The following is a 17506-nucleotide window of genomic DNA, read 5'->3' as shown; positions in this document are numbered from 1 at the left end:
AAGTAGCGAAAGCGGATTGTGAATGTCCGCTTTCGTAATAAGGAAAGCTGTAAAATAGAAATGGTGAGATGATATCACCGGTCTGTTTTACAGCTTTTCTTGTTTAAAACTTCCTGCCTTTTGTTTTTTTATCAATGCTTTTTGCAATGCCGGAATGCAGACCGTCAGCGGTCAGATCCGGGTTTGAATTGCTGTCAGAAGATCCTCCGGAGTGGTACCGGTGGTCTGCAGGGTATAAATCGGCTCATGGATTGCGTTCAGATCATGGGCATCGGAGCTGCACAGGTGATTGCAATGCTGCAGATAGGGGAATTGTTGCTGAAGCAATGGCCAGTCCGCATCATTTTTTGTTTCTGCACAGGAAAAGCGACTGTCTTCCGGAATAAAACCAAGATTTCCGAGAAGACTGGTACTTGGTTTGTTAATGTGAGCAGGAACCATAATGCCGTCAAACTGCTGTACCAGATCATATACGGAAGAGAAAGGAATATCCGTGGCTGAGATTAGCAGACGATTTTCCTGCCCCAGTATCTGATCTTCTTCATCGCAGATGCGTTGTTCGCCAAACAAAGCCGGTTTGTTTGGAATGTGTGGCAGATGTGATGATACATAGGAATCAAAATTCATGGCTGCATTCAGCTGTGGAAAATAGCACAGTACATGAACTTCTTCTGCAGTGGTCAGTTCCATTCCAGGCAGAAAAAGAATTCCGTACGCATTCGCTGCTTTCTGGATTGCAGGACAGTTTTTGCATGAATTGTGATCTGTCAGTGCAATCAGATCCAGACCAATGATTTTTGCCATGCCTGCAATGGTGGCAGGAGTCATTTCATTGTCTCCGCAGGGGGACAGACAGGAGTGGAGATGCAGATCATAAGTCAGGGTTTTCATGCAGTTTTTTATAAACCTCCAGGGCAGTAGTGAAGATTGGTTTTGCTGTTCGGAGTACATTCATATTTTCACTGACCGCTTTCAGCTTCATGTTTTCATCAATGGAAACGTTGTGACAGAGAATTACGCAGGCACATTCCGTTAGAGAGGCCACTGCCAGGGTGTTCATGTTGCTCATAACAGTGCACCAGGCAGAAGCAGCCGGTGCATTTCCCATGGCAATACTGAGAAGATCGCAACAATACGGTTCAGAGATTACAGCCTCCGGATTACCAAGATGTACGATTTCATAATTGTCCGTAAGGGTCAGTTCTTTTACAGTCATAGTTCTTTTTCCTCCTTTTTCCCGGTGTGCTTTTTCCATTGTTCCCGCATCAAATAGATACAGTCTTCCTTGCGGGCGGAATCTACACCTTTTACAATATCTTCGGCCAGGGCTTTGCAGGTCGGAGAACCGCAGGAACCACAATCCAGTCCGGGAAGTTCCTTTAGGATTTCCTGGCTTTCCAGAATTTTTTCCATACTTTCAAAAATATTTGCTCCCAGAGTGTACACAGGTTCATAAGCTACCGGTTCGGTCCAGCCAAAAATTTCAGGTGGTTCTTCCTGAAAATCCGCACAGTGCATCCGAAGTACCGGTTCGTATTTGGAAGATTGTTTTACTTTTGCTTTGGCAATATAGGGATTTTCTACGGTCAGAACGCCACCAACACAACCGGCGCTGCAGGCATTCAGCTCTACAAATTGCAGTCCCGGTAAGATTTTTTCATCTTCCAGATCTTCCAGTACACGGATTACATTTTCGATGCCATCGGCAGCCAGGTAATGATCGGAGATAATGCCATAGGCTTCGCCGCCACTGATGGCCCAGCCTTTTCCAATACGGCCGGAGAGTGTATAGGAAACCTTATTCTCCAACTGTTTCTGTGCTTCTTTCATATGAGAGAGCAGCAGCGGATAGATATCTTTAATGGCTAGTACCGCATCGACATTACTTTCGCGCATGCCCAGTGGATCATAGATAAATGTGATTTTGGAAGGGCAGGGAGACAAAAAAATGATGCCAATGTCGGATGGATCCAGACCGGTTTTGGCTGCGGCTCGTTTCCGGGCAATGATAGCTGCAGCTTCCATCGGTGGCAGAATTGGCAGCAAATGTGGAATCAATCCCGGAAAACGTACACGGATCAGACGTTCGACTGTCGGGCAGGCAGTGCTGATCAATGGGTAAAGTTCCGGATGTTCGCTGATATACTTTCGGGAAAGTTCAGAGATGATCTCTGCACCGGCACTTACTTCAAACACATCATCAAAGCCGGCCAGAACCAGTGCTGTCAGGATGATATTTGTGTCCTTGACATTATTGAACTGGCTGTACAGGGAAGGTGCCGGAAGTGCCACCGTATATTTATAATCTTTTAAAACCGGAATAAAATCCCGTTTTGTATGCTTGGCGTGATGTGGACAATGCCGGATACATTCGCCGCAGTCAATGCAAAATTCATTGATGATATGTGCTTTTCCGTCTCTAACGCGGATGGCCTGTGTAGGACATCGTTTCAGGCAAGTGATACATCCGGTACATTTGTCACTGTCCAGATAAACTGAGTGAAAAAATTTATTCATGATCAGATCGTCCTTATATAGATAGTCATGGTGACGGTAGTCCCGACACCAATGGAAGTGTCGATATGCATTTCATCGGAAGAACGCTTCATGTTTGGAAGTCCCATACCGGCACCGAAACCAAGGTTCAGGACTTCTTCACCGGCGGTGGAATATCCCTCCTGCATAGCAAGCGGCACATCAGGGATTCCGGGACCGTGATCCGTCAGCACCATGACAACTTTATCTGGAAAGATGTCTACGTCGATGATACCACCGTTTGCATGGATTACCATATTGATTTCTCCTTCATACATGGCAATGGCACAGCGGCGGATGATATCTGCATCCAGGTTCATTAGTTTTAGTGTCTGCTTTAAAGCACTGCTTGCTTCACCGGCCAGGGTGAAATCATCACCATCCACGGTGTATTGATAATGTATACTAGGCATCGTTTCGGCTTCCTCCCCGTAGTCCTGCATGATATAAAATGCCGCAGGCATCAAACATAGTGTGTTCCGTGGTCAGAACAGTTATGCCGAGATTTTCAGCCATCTGCAGCATCTCCGGCTGAGGTTGTTTGCCCCGTACAAAGACCAGACAGACAATATCAAGCATCTCAGCGGTGCGGATGACCTGCAGGTTATTCAGACCGGTCAGTAATAATGCATCTTTTTTGATAAATGCCAGAACATCACTCATCATGTCAGATCCACAGACACTTTCAATGGTGTGCTCAAGGTCCGGCGTGTCAGACAGAGAAGTGGCTTCCAGCAGCGAAATGATTTGTGCGATCGTCATAGCAGCCTCCAAAATTTCTGATTTTGTACTTTTTTAAATGCACAATATTTTTGAATTAGTATAGCATGTAATTTGTTATATTTCAACAAAAAAGACTTGTTATTTTTATAACATACTTGCACATGTATTGCAGTTTGAACAATTATGTGATAAAAAGTATATAAATTATACAAACCTAACCAGAAAAAATTGTTGATTATTGTGAAAACAGATGGTAGTATAAAAGACAGATGTATTAAAAAAAGTACATTGGATATTAGGAGGGATAATTTTGGAAAAAACAAAATCTGTTCCGTTTAACGGAACACAGGAACAGGAAGCGATGCTGCATGCAGTCATCGACGAACTGCGCGAAGATAAAGGCTGTTTGATGCCGATCATGCAGAAGGCGCAGGAAATCTACGGCTATCTTCCATATGAAGTTCAGAAAATGATCTCAGATGAACTGGATGTGCCAATGGAAAAAATCTACGGAGTAGCAACCTTTTACTCCCAGTTCAATTTATATCCGAAAGGACAGTACAAAATTTCTGTATGTCTCGGAACAGCCTGCTATGTAAAAGGCTCAGGTGATATCTATAACAAGCTTATGGACATTCTCGGAATTGCCGGTGGTCAGTGTACTGCTGATGGAAAATTCTCTCTGGATGCCTGTCGTTGTATCGGTGCCTGTGGTCTTGCGCCGGTTATGATGATCAATGATGATGTGTATGGTCGTCTGACTCCGGATGAGCTGGATGGTATTCTGGCAAAATACATGTAATGTTACCGGAAATATCATTAAATATTCTGGATATCTCACAAAATTCCATATCCGCAAAAGCGACACAAATTAAAATCATGGTTTGGGTAAATACGTTTAAACAGCAGATAAAGGTTCAGATCAAGGACAACGGAACAGGAATGGATGCAGAGACAGTGAAGCGGGTGACAGATCCTTTTTATACTACAAGGACTACTCGGAAAGTCGGACTCGGAATTCCGTTTTTTAAACAGGAAGCAGAATGTACCGGCGGCTCATTTTCCATATCATCCGTGTCGGGTCAAGGAACGGATATTCAGGCGATATTTTGTACAGATCATATTGACTGTATGCCGCTTGGAAATCTTAATGAGACCGTTTATTCACTGATCGTGATGCATCCGGATATTGAATTTTATTATGGCTACCAGGTGAATGAGGCAGAGTTCCATCTGGATACGAAGGAAATGCGGGAAATGCTTGGGGATATCCCTTTGAATACACCGGAAATTTCTTCCTTCATCAGAGATTATCTGGAAGAAAATGAATCGGATATTAATAGAATGCAGAATTACCCCGGGTAATTCGAAGGAGGGATCATATGAAATCATTAGAAGAATTGAAAGCCATTCGGGATAAAATGAAAGGGCAGATCGGAATGCGTTCTGAACATGCAGATGATACACGTGTTGTTGTCGGCATGGCTACCTGTGGAATCGCAAGCGGTGCGCGTCCGGTTTTAAATCTGCTCGTAAAAGAAGTAGAAGATAGAAAACTGGAGCATGTGACAGTCACCCAGACCGGTTGTATCGGATTATGTCAGTATGAGCCGATCGTAGAAGTATATGAACCGGGCAAAGAAAAAGTAACGTATGTGAAAGTAAACGAAGAAAAAGCAAAAGAAATTTTGGAACAGCATCTTGTAAGAGGTCAGGTGTTGGATAAATATTTACTTCACGTAGATGAGAATATGTAATGGGGGTGTGACTAAATGTATCGTTCACATGTATTAGTCTGTGGAGGAACCGGATGTACTTCTTCCGGAAGTCAGCAGATTATTCAGACTTTAAAAGAGGAATTAAAGAAAAATAGATTACAAAATGAAGTAGCGGTTGTTAAAACAGGATGCCATGGTCTGTGTGCAGAAGGACCGGTTATGATTGTTTATCCGGAGGCAGTGTTTTATTCCAAAGTACGTCCGGAGGATGTTGAGGAGATTGTTTCCGAGCATTTATTAAAAGGTCGTATCGTGGAACGTCTCGTATACCATGAGGCTCAGGCGCCGGAAGGAATCAAATCCTTAAATGAGACAACTTTCTATAAAAAACAGCACAGAATCGCATTGAGAAACTGTGGTGTCATCAATCCGGAAAGCATTGATGAATATATTGGAACCGGCGGCTATGAAGCACTTGGAAAAGTTCTGACAGAGATGACTCCGGATGAAGTTATCCAGACAATTTTAGACAGTGGTTTAAGAGGACGTGGTGGTGCAGGATTCCCGACTGGTCTGAAATGGAGATTTGCTTCCGGAAACCGTGGAAATGTGCAGAAATATGTCTGTTGTAATGCCGATGAGGGAGATCCGGGTGCATTTATGGATCGTTCTGTTCTGGAAGGTGATCCACATGTTGTACTTGAGGCTATGGCTATTGCGGGCTATGCTATCGGTGCAGATCAGGGTTACATTTATGTGCGTGCAGAGTATCCGATCGCGGTAGAACGTCTGCAGATTGCCATTAACCAGGCAAGAGAATACGGACTGCTTGGCAAAAATATTTTTGAGAGTGGATTTGATTTTGACATCGAACTTCGTCTCGGTGCGGGTGCGTTTGTCTGTGGCGAGGAGACCGCACTGATGACATCCATCGAAGGAAACCGTGGTGAGCCGCGTCCGAGACCGCCATTTCCGGCTGTTAAAGGATTGTTTGCGAGCCCGACCATTTTAAATAACGTTGAGACATGGGCTAATATCCCGCAGATTATCATCAACGGACCAAAGTGGTTTGCTTCCATGGGTACAGAAAAATCCAAAGGAACAAAAGTATTTGCACTTGGTGGAAAAATCAATAATACCGGACTGGTAGAAATCCCGATGGGAACGACATTGCGTACCGTTATTGAAGATATCGGCGGTGGTATTCCAAATGGCAAGAAATTTAAAGCAGCTCAGACCGGTGGACCATCCGGCGGATGTATCCCTGCAGAGCATTTTGATATTCCAATCGACTACGATAACCTGATCAGCATTGGTTCAATGATGGGATCCGGCGGTCTGATCGTTATGGATGAAGATACCTGTATGGTAGATATTGCAAAATTCTTCCTGCAGTTTACCGTAGATGAATCATGTGGTAAATGTACGCCATGTCGTGTCGGAACGAAACGTCTGCTGGAGTTATTAGAGAAGATTACAGACGGACGAGGAACCTTAGAGGACATCGATAAGATGGAAGAGCTGTGCTACTACATCAAAGACAATGCACTCTGTGGTCTGGGACAGACTGCACCGAACCCGGTTCTCTCTACCCTTCGTTACTTCCGTGACGAATATATTGAGCATGTCGTAAACAAGAGATGTCCGGCTGGTGTATGTAAGAAACTCATTACATATAAGATTGATCCTATGAAATGTAAAGGTTGTACATTATGTGCACGTAACTGTCCGGTAGATGCTATCGAAGGTCAGGTAAAAGTGGCACACAGCATTGACACAAGTAAATGTGTGAAATGTGGAACCTGTATCGATAAGTGTCGTTTTGGCGCTATTTATAAAGAGTAACGGAGGAATCAATCATGGAAAATATTACAATTAAAATAAACGGAAGAGAGGTATCCGCACCGCAGGGTTCCACGATTCTTGAGGCGGCTCGCCTTGCACAGATTGAAATCCCGACGTTATGTTACCTCAAAGAAATCAATGAGATCGGCGCCTGCCGTATGTGTGTGGTGGAAGTAAAAGGGGCTCGCAGTCTGGTGACAGCCTGTGTATATCCAATCAACGAAGGAATGGAAGTTTGGACAAATACACCGAAGGTTATTGCGTCCAGAAGAAAGACATTACAGCTTCTTTTATCCAATCACGATCGTAAGTGTCTGTCCTGTGTCCGCAGTGGTAACTGTGAACTTCAGACATTATGCCGTGAGTACAAAGTAGATGATGAGGCTTACTATGATGGTGAGCGTAATAAATATGAATTGGATACCAGTGCAGCCCATATGGTGAGAGATAATAACAAATGTATTTTGTGCAGACGGTGCAGTGCAGTTTGCGAAAAAGTACAGGGTGTGGGTGTCATCGGTGCAAATGAGCGTGGATTCAAGACTTATATCGGAACTGCATTCGATATGGATCTTGGTGATACAAGCTGCGTATCCTGTGGACAATGCATCGCAGTATGTCCGACAGGTGCACTATATGAGAAAGATAATACGGAAGAAGTATTTGCAGCCATTGCTGATCCAGAGAAATATGTGGTAGTTCAGTGCGCACCGGCAGTCCGTGCAGGACTCGGGGAAGCATTTGGCATGCCGATCGGTACTGATGTAGAAGGTAAACTGGCAGCAGCACTGCGCAGACTTGGCTTTGATAAAGTATTTGATACCACATTCTCTGCCGATCTTACCATTATGGAAGAAGCGCATGAATTCCTGGATCGTGTACAGAATGGTGGCGTATTACCGCTGATCACTTCCTGTTCTCCGGGTTGGATCAAATACTGTGAGCACTATTTCCCGGAAATGACAGAGAATTTATCTTCCTGTAAATCTCCGCAGCAGATGTTTGGTGCCATTGCCAAATCCTATTATGCAGAGAAAATGGGAATCCCGAAAGAAAAAATGGTGGTTGTAAGCGTTATGCCTTGTACTGCAAAGAAATTTGAAATCGGTAGAGAGGATGAGAACGGTGCAGGTGTTCCGGATGTAGATATCGCTATCACAACAAGAGAGCTTGGCCGCATGATCGAACGTGCAAGTATCCGTTTTACAGATCTTCCGGACGAAGAATTCGATATGCCGTTGGGTCTTGGAAGCGGAGCAGCAGTCATTTTTGGCGCAACCGGTGGTGTTATGGAAGCAGCTCTTCGTACTGCAGTAGAAAAACTGACCGGCGAAGAACTTGCAAAACTTGATTTTACGGATGTACGTGGTATCGAGGGAATCAAAGAGGCTGTTTACAATGTAGCAGGTATGGATGTGAAAGTTGCGGTTGTTTCCGGATTGAAAAATGCAAAAGAATTGTTGAAGAAAGTAAAATCCGGTGAGGCAGAGTATCATTTTATTGAAATTATGGGCTGTCCTGGCGGATGTGTCAATGGTGGCGGTCAGCCGCAGCAGCCGGGATATGTACGCAATACCGTGGATATTCGTGCAAAGCGTGCGGAAGTACTTTATAACCTGGATAAAAAGAACAAAATCCGTAAATCACATGAGAATCCGGCAATCATTGAATTATATGATACGTATCTGGGTGAACCGGGCAGCCATAAAGCACATGAGCTGTTACATACCACTTATGTAAAACGTACCGTAAATAAATAGATTTAATAATGATTTATATCTCTTTTATGAGAGGATACGAATGTTTATAAAAGGAGTCGTTGCATTTGCAGCGGCTCTTTTTTTACTATGAAAAAAGAAATGATAGAAGTACATTGAGAAAGGATACAATAATTATAAGAAAAAATTAAAAGATAAAATGTCATATTTGTGCTAAAATGATTCGAGAAGTATTGAAGGAGAGTTTTTTATGAATTTATTTTCAGCTGCATTTATTATATTTATAATTGCTTTGTTAGTACTGTATTATACTATATTTCGAAAGAAACAGTGGGTCTGCCTGCTTCTGTTCAGCATTGCATTTTATGCTTATTCGGGTATTTCCAATTTGATTTTTATGGCAGTTACCGGAGTGAGTGTTTTTATGGGTGGCATATGGCTGATGCGATTTTCTGACCAGTATCATAAAATCCGAAAAGACAAAAGCATTGACAGAGCCAGAAGAAAGGAAATAAAAGCTGCATTTGATAAGAAACGGAGAATGATTCTCTGGACAATCATTGTTATTAATTTTGGAATGTTGGCAGTATTGAAATATCTGCATCCTTTTTTTGAAGGTTTTCTAATACCGTTGGGCATTTCTTTTTATATGTTTATTTCCATAGGATATCTGGTAGACATTTATTTTGAAAAATATGAAGCGGAAAAGAATCCTTTTCGTTTTTTGCTGTTTGTTTCATTTTTTCCGCAACTGATTCAGGGACCGATCAATCGGTATGACCAGATGAAAGAGCAGTTGTATGGCAGACACACGCTGGATTGGTATCGTTGCAAAAGAGCGTTGATCTTAATTCTGTTTGGATTATTAAAAAAATATACAATTGCAAATCTGCTGGTTCATGAAATTGCAAATATTTTGGATGCACCTACGGAAAAAACGCCGGGTTCTGCAATCGTGTTTGCAATCTTATTGTATTCTGCACAGCAATATGCGGATTTTTCCGGTGGCATCGATATCGTTATGGGTGTTGCTGAATTGTTTGGAATTAAAATGATGCCAAACTTCAGGCAGCCGTATTTTTCCGTTTCATTGGGAGATTTCTGGCGGAGATGGCATATTTCTCTCGGTGCATGGATGAGAGATTATGTATTCTATCCGTTTGCACTTACGTCACCTATGCAAAAATTTGGAAAATGGGCGAAAAAGCATCTGAATGTTCATTTTGGGCGTGTACTTCCGGCATCTATTGCAAATATTCTGGTATTTTTCCTTGTTGGTATCTGGCATGGTTCCCAATGGCATTTTATTTTCTGGGGACTTTATAATGGTATAGTAATTGCTGTTTCGGATATTTGTGCACCGTTGTTTGCAAAAATAACAGAAAGATTGCACATTAATGTAAAAAGTAAGGCGTTTTATCTGTTCCGGATAATCCGTACTTTTATAATTGTAAATATTGGATGGTACTTTGACCGGATTTATGACATCAGAGACTGTTTTCTGTGTATGAAAAACACAATTTTCAATTTTCAGATGAGCCAATTGGATGAATTTCTGGGACCGATACTGAAAATAATGCCAACGAAAGCGTATGTCATCGTGACTGTGGCATTGTGTATTGTCTTTGCTGACAGTGTTATAAAAGAAAGAGGAAAGGATGCCATCACGTTATTGGATAATCGACCGTTGGTATTGCGCTGGCTGCTTTATTTTGGAATGATTTTCATGATTTTAGAATCGTTTAATTTTGCAGTTGACGCAGGAGGTTTTATGTATGCGAATTATTAAGGGTATAAAAGTGATATTATTTGTCATTCTGTTCATATTGATGAATTTGTTGCTGAGTTATTTTCTTGTGAAAGCAAATGGTCCAAGTGAAGTTATGTGGAAGGATTTCCGTAAAACAGAAAAAATAGATACGGTATATTTAGGTTCTTCGTTTTCACAGATGACATTTAATCCATATATTATAGATGAAAATACCGGATGGAATTCTTTTAATATGGGAACGCCGGGGCAGCCATTGGATCAGACCAAAGAAGCATTAACGGCAGCCATTCAGGAAAAACATATAAAAAGAGCGGTACTGATCTTCGGAATCCCATCTCTGGAGCTGACGCAGAATGCAAATGCAAGAGCAACTTTCGCAAGAGCAAGAAACTATGGGTGCTCATTGTTGGAAAAACTGAGACTGGATTGGAATTATGTAACAAACAGTGAAAATTTCAATACAGAAGCGTCATTGACATATTTTTTCCCGTGGGTCTATAATGGAGTTGATTTTGAACCGAAAAAGATTGCAGAAAATCTGAAAATCAGGAAAGAAAGCAAAGATGCGAATGCCAGTTCAAAAAAAGTGGCTGGATATATGGAATATATCGGAAAGGGATATGCGTATTCCAGTGGTGTTTTTGATTACAATACTGCTGCTGAAAATAATACGAAAAAGGCTTATTCAGGAAAAATTTCTGATAAGGCTTATAAGGAATTAGAAGCTATGTGCAAACTCTGTCAGGAAAATGGAGTAGATCTTATGGTTGTGAATACGCCAAAAGCACCGTATGATATTGCGGCATATGGCGCAGACGATTATTTTGCGATCAACCATAAAATTACTGGTATATGCAGTAAGTACGGTGCTGATTATTATGATTTTAATCTGGTAAAACCGGATCTGTTTTCCATTTGTCCGGAGTATCTGTCAAATTTTGAACATTTAAATAAAACCGGTTCTGAGGTTTTTTGTAATGCTTTTTCAAAATTTGTATTAAGCCGTGAGGCGGGAGAGGATATGTCTCAATATTTTTACAGTGAGGATGCTTATATGGAATCTGTCAAAGATATTGTAGCATCCTATCTTCCGGGATATGATAATAGATAGAAAAAAGAGGAAACAAAATGACGAATGTATTAGAATGGCTGGAACATATGGAAGGACAGGCTGGAGAAAAAATTGCAGTTGCAGATCCGAAAGAAAAATATTCCTTTACGCAGTTAAAAACGTATGCACAAAAAAGTGGAACATATCTGCGAAAATGGATGACAGGAACATTTCCGGTAGCAATCTATATGGAAAAAAGCTGTGCCACATTAAGTATTATGCTTGGAGCGGTATATGCAGGATGTCCGTACTGTCTGTTAGATCTGCGTCAGCCGGATGTGAGACTGCGGCAGATTCTGAAGGTGCTGCAGCCGGAAGTGATTGTTACAAAGGAAGAAAATCTGGAAAAAATCAGAAACTGCGTAGATGAAATGGGCGGTGATGTCCGGAACACAACAATTTTGTTAGCAGAAAATTGTCTGAATGAAATGGAAATTGATCAGAAACTTTTGAAACAGATAAGAAAAAAGCATACGGATCGGAATCCTTTGTATATTAATTTTACAAGTGGAAGTACAGGTTTACCAAAGGGAGTCGCGGTCAGTCACAGAGCGGTGATTGATTTTATCCGGATTTATGCGGATACGTTTGATATTACCAAGGAAGATATTATAGGAAATCAGGCACCGTTTGATTTTGATGTTTCTGTAAAGGATATTTATACCGGTCTTTTGACCGGTGCCAAAGTACAGATCATTCCGAGAGAATATTTCAGTGATCCTACTACGTTGATGGATTATATGGCTGACAGTAAGATGACAGTACTTACCTGGGCGGTCAGCGCGATGTGTTTTGTATCTGTTATGAATGGATTTGATTATCGGACACCGGACACTGTCCGAAAGGTTCTTTTCAGTGGAGAAGTGCTTCCGGTAAAACATTACAGAGTATGGAAAAAGTATTTGCCGCAGGCGATGTTTGTAAACCTGTACGGACCAACTGAAGTTACATGCAACTGCACGTATTATGTGCTGGATCCGGCAGATAAATATGAACTTACAGATGTGATACCTATTGGAAAATCTTTTCCGAATGAACGGGTCTTTCTTTTGGATGAGGCAGATCAGGAAGTAACGGAAGCAGGAATGAACGGGGAAATCTGTGTCAGCAGTTCAGAACTGGCTTTGGGGTATTATAATGCACCGGATAAAACGGCGCAGGTATTTGTACAGAACCCATTGAATCACCTGTATGATGAACGGATTTACAGAACCGGTGATCTGGCAAAATATGATGCAGAGGGAAATCTTGTATACATTTCCAGAAAAGATTTTCAAATCAAACATCTGGGGCACAGAATCGAACTTGGTGAAATTGAAGTGGCAGCCAATGCAGTAAATGGGATCAGCAGATCCTGCTGCATTTATGAAGCTGAAAAAGAGCGCTTGTTGCTTTTTTATACCGGAGAATGCGAAAAACGGCAGCTCATAAAACTATTACGTGGTGCATTGCCGCCTTATATGATTCCCAATATGGCTTTGCGGCTTGCGGAAATGCCAATGACCAAGAATGGAAAGATTGACAGAAATAAATTAATGAAGTTGTACGAGGAGAGTTTACATGCAAGACATTTTAAAAAGTAATACGCCGGCATTTGTGTTTGATACGGCAGCTCTGAAGAAGCGGGTTGCACAAATCAAAGAGATTGTCGGGGAAACAGTATCACTTTGTTATTCGATGAAAGCAAATCCGTTTTTTGTACCGGCCATGATAACGTGTGTGGATAAGTTAGAGGTCTGCAGCCCGGGAGAACTTACAATCTGTAAAAAGCTTGGGGTAGATGCATCCAGAATTATTTATTCCGGTGTCAACAAAGAAATCCCGGATATCAAAGAAGCCTATGAATATGGAGTTGGTACATTTACAGCGGAATCTGTCCGTCAGGCAGATCTGATCCAACAGGTCGTTGAAACAGCAGCTGCTGGTGAGAAAGCAGAAGTAATTCTTCGACTGAATTCCGGTTCCCAGTTCGGAATGTCCAAAGAGGATTTGCTTACGATTCTGCAGTCCAGAGAAAGCAAATACACAAGTTTGAATTTTACAGGAATACATTATTTTGTCGGTACACAACGAAAACGGGCCAAAAGAAAGATAAAAGAACTTCAGATGCTGCTGGAATTATTTGAAGAGATTCAAAATAAATATGGTCTGAAATTAAAAAAACTGGAATATGGACCGGGTTTTGCGGTTCCGTATTTTGAGGATGATGATTTTGAAGATACTTTGTATCCTGTGAAAGAGTTGAAAGATACCTTAAAACAGGTGGCACAACAAGTAGATCTGACGATTGAGATGGGGCGGTTTTTCACAGCCGAATGTGGAACATATTATACAAATGTTGCAGATTTGAAAACCGTGGGAAATGCACATTATTGCATTCTGGATGGTGGAATGAACCATCTGACTTATTTAGGGCAGATGATGGGGATGAAGACTCCAATCATAAAACATCATAAGAACACATCAAAACAGGATGAAAGGCCGGAAAAGAAAACATGGTGTCTTTGCGGAAGTCTGTGTACAACATCAGATATTCTCTGCAGAGAGGTGGAATTGAATCATTTGGAAATTGGTGATACACTAATTTTTGAAAATGTAGGTGCATATTCAGTGACAGAAGGAATTTATCTGTTTTTAAGCCGGACATTGCCTAGGGTTTATCTGAAAGATGAAAATGGGTACCTTACGCTGGTGAGAGATGCAATGGAAACAAGTGATATAAATATCTAGGATGTACTCCCGAAATCTTTCTAAATAAAGTATTAAAAAGATTCTGAGAATAAATGAAGTAGAAAAAGGAGATTTTGCAACATGGAAGAATTATTGGAACTGTTAAATGACATTAAAGAAGATGTGGATTTTGAAAATGAGAAGGCACTGGTAGATGATCACATTTTAGATTCGTTTGATATCCTACAAATTATCAGTGATATCAGTGATGAGTTTGATATCGTGATCCCGGCAGCTTATGTAAAACCGGAAAATTTCAACAGTGCTGAGGCACTCTGGAAAATGATTCAGGAATTGCAGGATTAATACTTTGCGAAACGGCTGGAAATAGTGAAAAAGGAATGTGCGATCAAAGATGGTACGTTCCTTTTTTCTTATAAAAAATAGCTTTTCTGAGACTTCATTTCACTGGTGATTAATGGTAAAATAAATCCATGGAGGGGGGAATCAGAATATGAATGTAATTAATTTTCAGGATGCAAACTGTGCGCATTGTTATAAATGTCTGAGAAATTGTGATGTCAAAGCAATCCGTATCAAACAAGGACAGGCGCAGATTGTTACAGATATGTGTATTTACTGTGGACACTGTATGGAAATATGTCCTCAGGAGGCGAAGACCTTTGACAGCGACCTGGCGTATGTGAAAAGCCTGTTGTATAAAAAAGAGCGTGTGGTAGTTTCGCTGGATCCATCTTACCGTGGGCTTCTGGATTACGAAGACTCCGGTCAGATCGTGGATGCACTGTTGAAGCTCGGATTTTCTCAGGTGCGTGAGACGGCAGAGGGGGCTGCGATTATTACACGGGAATATGTGCGTCTTATGAAGGAAGGAAAGATGGACAATATCATTGTCACAAGCTGTCCGGCGATTGTCTATCTGGTAGAGAAGCATTATCCAATGTTGATTCCTTATCTGGCACCGGTGGTTTCACCAATGATCGCTCACGGGCGCTGGATCAAAGACCGCATGGGACAGCATACGAAGGTGGTATTTATTGGTCCATGCGTGGCAAAAAAAATGGAGGCCGAGGCAGATAGCAGAACCCGTGGCTGTGTGGATGCAGTAATTGAGTTTAATGAATTGCAAAAATGGCTGGAGGAAGAAGGGATTGACTTAAAACATTGTGAGTCCCGTCCTTTTGCAAATCAGGATCCTATGGTAAACCAGCTTTATCCTATTACAAACGGTATTATCCGGGCAGTGGATGTCTGTGGTGCACCGGGAACATATAAAAAACTGACGGTCAGCAGTATTAAGAGCTGTCGAGAATTTCTGCACAGTATGAAACGAGGCTATATCGATCACTGTTTTGTAGAACTGAACCTGTGCGCCGGTGGGTGTGTCAACGGCCCGGGCGTGGATAAACGCCGTGGTTTTCGTTTTAAAGCAACTATGAGTATTGAAAACAATGCCCTGCTTGCGGCACCACCTGCCTATATTACACTGCCAAAAGAAGAATTGGAGCGTACTTATGTGCCGCGCCAGGTAGTAGATAAAATGCCGACAGAAGCGGAGATCAAAGAAATATTGAAGACGATCGGAAAGAGTAACAGTACCACGGAATTTAACTGTGGAGCCTGTGGCTATATGACCTGCCGGGAAAAAGCGATTGCAATCTATCAGGGAAAAGCAGAAGCAGCCATGTGTCTGATCCGTTCCTATGAAAACGCACGTTCCCAGGCAAACGTTGTTATGGAAACCACACCGAATCTGATCTTTATCTTTGACAAGGAGATGCGGATCAGAGAATTTAACCGTCGGGCGGAAGACGTATTTCATACATCCCGTCAGGATGCGTTGAGAATGTATCTGTTTGAACTGATTGATACAAAAGATTTCGAGGAAGTATACCATACTCATGAAAATAAACTGCGGGTAAAACAAAAATGGGAACAATACAATATGACAGTGCTGGAGACCATCGTATATATTCCGAGTTCTGACCGGGTACTGGCCATTATCGAGGATGTGTCTGCAGAGGAAAAACAGGCGGAACGCATGCTGGAACAGAAACTGAATACCGTAAAACTGGCGCAGGCTGTGGTAGAAAAGCAGATGACAACAGCACAGGAAATCGCAGGCCTGTTGGGCGAGACTACGGCAGAGACGAAGGCGATTCTGACGAAGCTGAGGGATACATTGCTGGAAAGCTAAAGGGGGCGTGGAAACATATGAAACAGTTCGCAATTGACATGGCATATAAAAGCCTGAACCACTACGGAGAAGAGCTGTGTGGGGATAAAGTTGAAATCGTGGACAAGGAAGATTCCCGGATCCTGATTCTGGCAGACGGCATGGGAAGCGGGATCCGTGCAAATATCCTGGCGACACTGACGTCCAAGATTATTGCTACCATGATGTACAACGATATGACCATTGACGAGGTTGTAGCTACGATTGCCAAGACGCTGCCGCTGTCTTCCATAAATGGAGTGGCGTATTCAACCTTCAGTATTATTCAGGTTTATCACACCGGAGAAATTTATGTAGCGGAATATGATAATCCGGAATGCATTCTGATTCGTCAGGGAAAATTGAAAGCGCTGCCTTTTTCTTATCGCAAAATTGAAGGAAAAAAGATCCGGGAATGTCGCTTTCAGACGGTCCCGGGGGATGCTTTGGCAATTATGAGTGACGGCTGTCTGTATTGCGGTACCGGAGATATCATGAACTATCGCTGGGACTGGAATGCACTGGCAAACTGCTGTGAAACCTGTGCGGATAAGACTCGTACAGCAGCTCAGATGGCAGATATGATGAACAAGGCCTGCGCGGATCTGTATGGCGGCCTGTGCAGTGATGATACGACGATTGCTGTAGCACGGATCATGGAAGAAGAAATCGTGAACATTCTGACCGGTCCGCCACAGAACAAAGCAGACGATGCCCGGATGGTGCAGGACTTTATGAAACAGGAAGGTATTAAGATTGTTTCCGGTGGCATTACCAGCCAGATCGTGGCACGGGAGCTTGGCACCCGTCTCATTACATCTGTCGGCGTGTTGGATCCGGAGATTCCGCCCACGGCAAAGATTGAGGGTATTGACCTGGTGACAGAAGGTGTCCTTACATTAAATAAAGCGATTGATCTGCTGGAACAGTATCAGCAGGATGAGGTATCAGAAGAATTTTTTGAGGAACTGAGTCGTGATAATGGTGCCACCCGACTGGCCTGCTATCTGATGGAAAACTGTACCACAGTAAACTTATTCATTGGAAAAGCAATCAATAAGGATTATACAACGAAAGAACTGCCCTTTGAAATCTCTGTGCGTCAAAACCTGATGAAACGGATGCAGACAGTGCTGACAGCTATGCATCGGACCGTACATGTGTATTACTATTGAAAAA

17 protein-coding genes are annotated in these 17506 nt (G+C 42.3%); 12 read left to right on the top strand and 5 right to left on the bottom strand.

Going from position 1 to position 17506, the window contains the following annotated elements; translation table 11 throughout:
* Positions 1–171: 171 nt before the first annotated feature.
* From HMPREF0373_RS11830 to HMPREF0373_RS11810, 5 genes are read right to left on the bottom strand one after another with little or no spacing between them, the layout of a single operon-like run.
* The gene (locus tag HMPREF0373_RS11830; protein WP_044964212.1) at positions 172–891 is read right to left on the bottom strand and encodes a PHP domain-containing protein; all 720 of its coding nucleotides are present in this window, start codon (positions 889–891) and stop codon (positions 172–174) included.
* Positions 872–1216: a hypothetical protein gene (locus tag HMPREF0373_RS11825; protein ID WP_021739963.1), complete on the bottom strand. Its 345-nt coding sequence runs from the start codon at positions 1214–1216 to the stop codon at positions 872–874. The genes HMPREF0373_RS11830 and HMPREF0373_RS11825 overlap by 20 nt, the downstream gene beginning before the upstream one ends.
* On the bottom strand, positions 1213–2517 hold the full coding sequence (locus HMPREF0373_RS11820; protein ID WP_021739962.1) for a [Fe-Fe] hydrogenase large subunit C-terminal domain-containing protein: 1305 nt from the start codon (positions 2515–2517) through the stop codon (positions 1213–1215). The genes HMPREF0373_RS11825 and HMPREF0373_RS11820 overlap by 4 nt, the downstream gene beginning before the upstream one ends.
* A gap of 2 nt (positions 2518–2519) precedes the next feature.
* On the bottom strand, positions 2520–2948 hold the full coding sequence (locus HMPREF0373_RS11815; protein ID WP_021739961.1) for an ATP-binding protein: 429 nt from the start codon (positions 2946–2948) through the stop codon (positions 2520–2522).
* Positions 2941–3297, bottom strand: a complete 357-nt coding sequence (locus tag HMPREF0373_RS11810) for a DRTGG domain-containing protein (RefSeq protein WP_021739960.1) — start codon at positions 3295–3297, stop codon at positions 2941–2943. Before HMPREF0373_RS11810 ends, HMPREF0373_RS11815 begins: the two co-directional genes overlap by 8 nt.
* Before the next feature lie 322 nt (positions 3298–3619).
* Here HMPREF0373_RS11810 and HMPREF0373_RS11805 point away from each other — a divergent pair, with 322 nt between their 5' ends.
* From HMPREF0373_RS11805 to HMPREF0373_RS11750, 12 genes are all read left to right on the top strand, one after another.
* On the top strand, positions 3620–4060 hold the full coding sequence (locus HMPREF0373_RS11805) for an NADH-quinone oxidoreductase subunit NuoE family protein (RefSeq protein ID WP_154301415.1): 441 nt from the start codon (positions 3620–3622) through the stop codon (positions 4058–4060).
* Positions 4060–4623 carry an ATP-binding protein gene (locus tag HMPREF0373_RS11800; protein ID WP_021739957.1) on the top strand — a complete coding sequence of 188 codons (564 nt, stop codon included), beginning with the start codon at positions 4060–4062 and terminating at the stop codon, positions 4621–4623. Before HMPREF0373_RS11805 ends, HMPREF0373_RS11800 begins: the two co-directional genes overlap by 1 nt.
* 17 nt (positions 4624–4640) lie before the next feature.
* Positions 4641–5015 carry a (2Fe-2S) ferredoxin domain-containing protein gene (locus tag HMPREF0373_RS11795; RefSeq protein WP_021739956.1) on the top strand — a complete coding sequence of 125 codons (375 nt, stop codon included), beginning with the start codon at positions 4641–4643 and terminating at the stop codon, positions 5013–5015.
* Positions 5016–5030: 15 nt separating this feature from the next.
* Positions 5031–6821, top strand: a complete 1791-nt coding sequence (nuoF, locus tag HMPREF0373_RS11790) for an NADH-quinone oxidoreductase subunit NuoF (protein WP_021739955.1) — start codon at positions 5031–5033, stop codon at positions 6819–6821.
* 14 nt (positions 6822–6835) lie between these two features.
* Positions 6836–8581: an NADH-dependent [FeFe] hydrogenase, group A6 gene (locus HMPREF0373_RS11785; RefSeq protein WP_021739954.1), complete on the top strand. Its 1746-nt coding sequence runs from the start codon at positions 6836–6838 to the stop codon at positions 8579–8581.
* Positions 8582–8789: 208 nt separating this feature from the next.
* Positions 8790–10328 (top strand): MBOAT family O-acyltransferase, encoded by a 1539-nt coding sequence (locus tag HMPREF0373_RS11780; protein WP_021739952.1) that lies wholly within the window; start codon positions 8790–8792, stop codon positions 10326–10328.
* Positions 10315–11421 (top strand): hypothetical protein, encoded by a 1107-nt coding sequence (locus HMPREF0373_RS11775; RefSeq protein WP_021739951.1) that lies wholly within the window; start codon positions 10315–10317, stop codon positions 11419–11421. Before HMPREF0373_RS11780 ends, HMPREF0373_RS11775 begins: the two co-directional genes overlap by 14 nt.
* Before the next feature lie 17 nt (positions 11422–11438).
* Complete coding sequence (locus HMPREF0373_RS11770; protein WP_021739950.1) at positions 11439–13004, top strand: amino acid adenylation domain-containing protein; 1566 nt, start codon at positions 11439–11441, stop codon at positions 13002–13004.
* Entirely contained in the window at positions 12982–14151 is a 1170-nt protein-coding gene (locus tag HMPREF0373_RS11765) for an alanine racemase (protein ID WP_021739949.1), read from the top strand. The genes HMPREF0373_RS11770 and HMPREF0373_RS11765 overlap by 23 nt, the downstream gene beginning before the upstream one ends.
* An 81-nt stretch (positions 14152–14232) precedes the next feature.
* Entirely contained in the window at positions 14233–14457 is a 225-nt protein-coding gene (locus HMPREF0373_RS11760; protein WP_021739948.1) for an acyl carrier protein, read from the top strand.
* A gap of 148 nt (positions 14458–14605) precedes the next feature.
* Positions 14606–16309, top strand: coding sequence for a [Fe-Fe] hydrogenase large subunit C-terminal domain-containing protein (locus HMPREF0373_RS11755; protein ID WP_021739947.1), 1704 nt, complete (start codon positions 14606–14608; stop codon positions 16307–16309).
* Positions 16310–16326: 17 nt separating this feature from the next.
* Positions 16327–17502, top strand: a complete 1176-nt coding sequence (locus tag HMPREF0373_RS11750; protein WP_021739946.1) for a SpoIIE family protein phosphatase — start codon at positions 16327–16329, stop codon at positions 17500–17502.
* Positions 17503–17506: the final 4 nt, after the last annotated feature.

The sequence above is a fragment of the Eubacterium ramulus ATCC 29099 genome (assembly GCF_000469345.1).
In the GTDB taxonomy this organism is placed as follows: domain Bacteria; phylum Bacillota; class Clostridia; order Lachnospirales; family Lachnospiraceae; genus Eubacterium_I; species Eubacterium_I ramulus.
The sequence above is the reverse complement of the archived record's forward strand: the minus strand, read 5'-3'. Positions and strand labels throughout refer to the sequence as shown.

Bases quoted from the DNA above. Each gene is read 5' to 3' on its own strand.
- HMPREF0373_RS11805 (WP_154301415.1), top strand. From the start codon at position 3,620: ATGCTGCATGCAGTCATCGACGAACTGCGCGAAGATAAAGGCTGTTTG.
- HMPREF0373_RS11780 (WP_021739952.1), top strand. From the start codon at position 8,790: ATGAATTTATTTTCAGCTGCATTTATTATATTTATAATTGCTTTGTTA.
- HMPREF0373_RS11750 (WP_021739946.1), top strand. From the start codon at position 16,327: ATGAAACAGTTCGCAATTGACATGGCATATAAAAGCCTGAACCACTAC.
- HMPREF0373_RS11770 (WP_021739950.1), top strand. From the start codon at position 11,439: ATGACGAATGTATTAGAATGGCTGGAACATATGGAAGGACAGGCTGGA.
- HMPREF0373_RS11760 (WP_021739948.1), top strand. From the start codon at position 14,233: ATGGAAGAATTATTGGAACTGTTAAATGACATTAAAGAAGATGTGGAT.
- HMPREF0373_RS11815 (WP_021739961.1), bottom strand. From the start codon at position 2,948: ATGCCTAGTATACATTATCAATACACCGTGGATGGTGATGATTTCACC.
- nuoF (WP_021739955.1), top strand. From the start codon at position 5,031: ATGTATCGTTCACATGTATTAGTCTGTGGAGGAACCGGATGTACTTCT.
- HMPREF0373_RS11830 (WP_044964212.1), bottom strand. From the start codon at position 891: ATGAAAACCCTGACTTATGATCTGCATCTCCACTCCTGTCTGTCCCCC.
- HMPREF0373_RS11785 (WP_021739954.1), top strand. From the start codon at position 6,836: ATGGAAAATATTACAATTAAAATAAACGGAAGAGAGGTATCCGCACCG.
- HMPREF0373_RS11810 (WP_021739960.1), bottom strand. From the start codon at position 3,297: ATGACGATCGCACAAATCATTTCGCTGCTGGAAGCCACTTCTCTGTCT.
- HMPREF0373_RS11800 (WP_021739957.1), top strand. From the start codon at position 4,060: ATGTTACCGGAAATATCATTAAATATTCTGGATATCTCACAAAATTCC.
- HMPREF0373_RS11825 (WP_021739963.1), bottom strand. From the start codon at position 1,216: ATGACTGTAAAAGAACTGACCCTTACGGACAATTATGAAATCGTACAT.
- HMPREF0373_RS11765 (WP_021739949.1), top strand. From the start codon at position 12,982: ATGCAAGACATTTTAAAAAGTAATACGCCGGCATTTGTGTTTGATACG.
- HMPREF0373_RS11775 (WP_021739951.1), top strand. From the start codon at position 10,315: ATGCGAATTATTAAGGGTATAAAAGTGATATTATTTGTCATTCTGTTC.
- HMPREF0373_RS11795 (WP_021739956.1), top strand. From the start codon at position 4,641: ATGAAATCATTAGAAGAATTGAAAGCCATTCGGGATAAAATGAAAGGG.
- HMPREF0373_RS11820 (WP_021739962.1), bottom strand. From the start codon at position 2,517: ATGAATAAATTTTTTCACTCAGTTTATCTGGACAGTGACAAATGTACC.
- HMPREF0373_RS11755 (WP_021739947.1), top strand. From the start codon at position 14,606: ATGAATGTAATTAATTTTCAGGATGCAAACTGTGCGCATTGTTATAAA.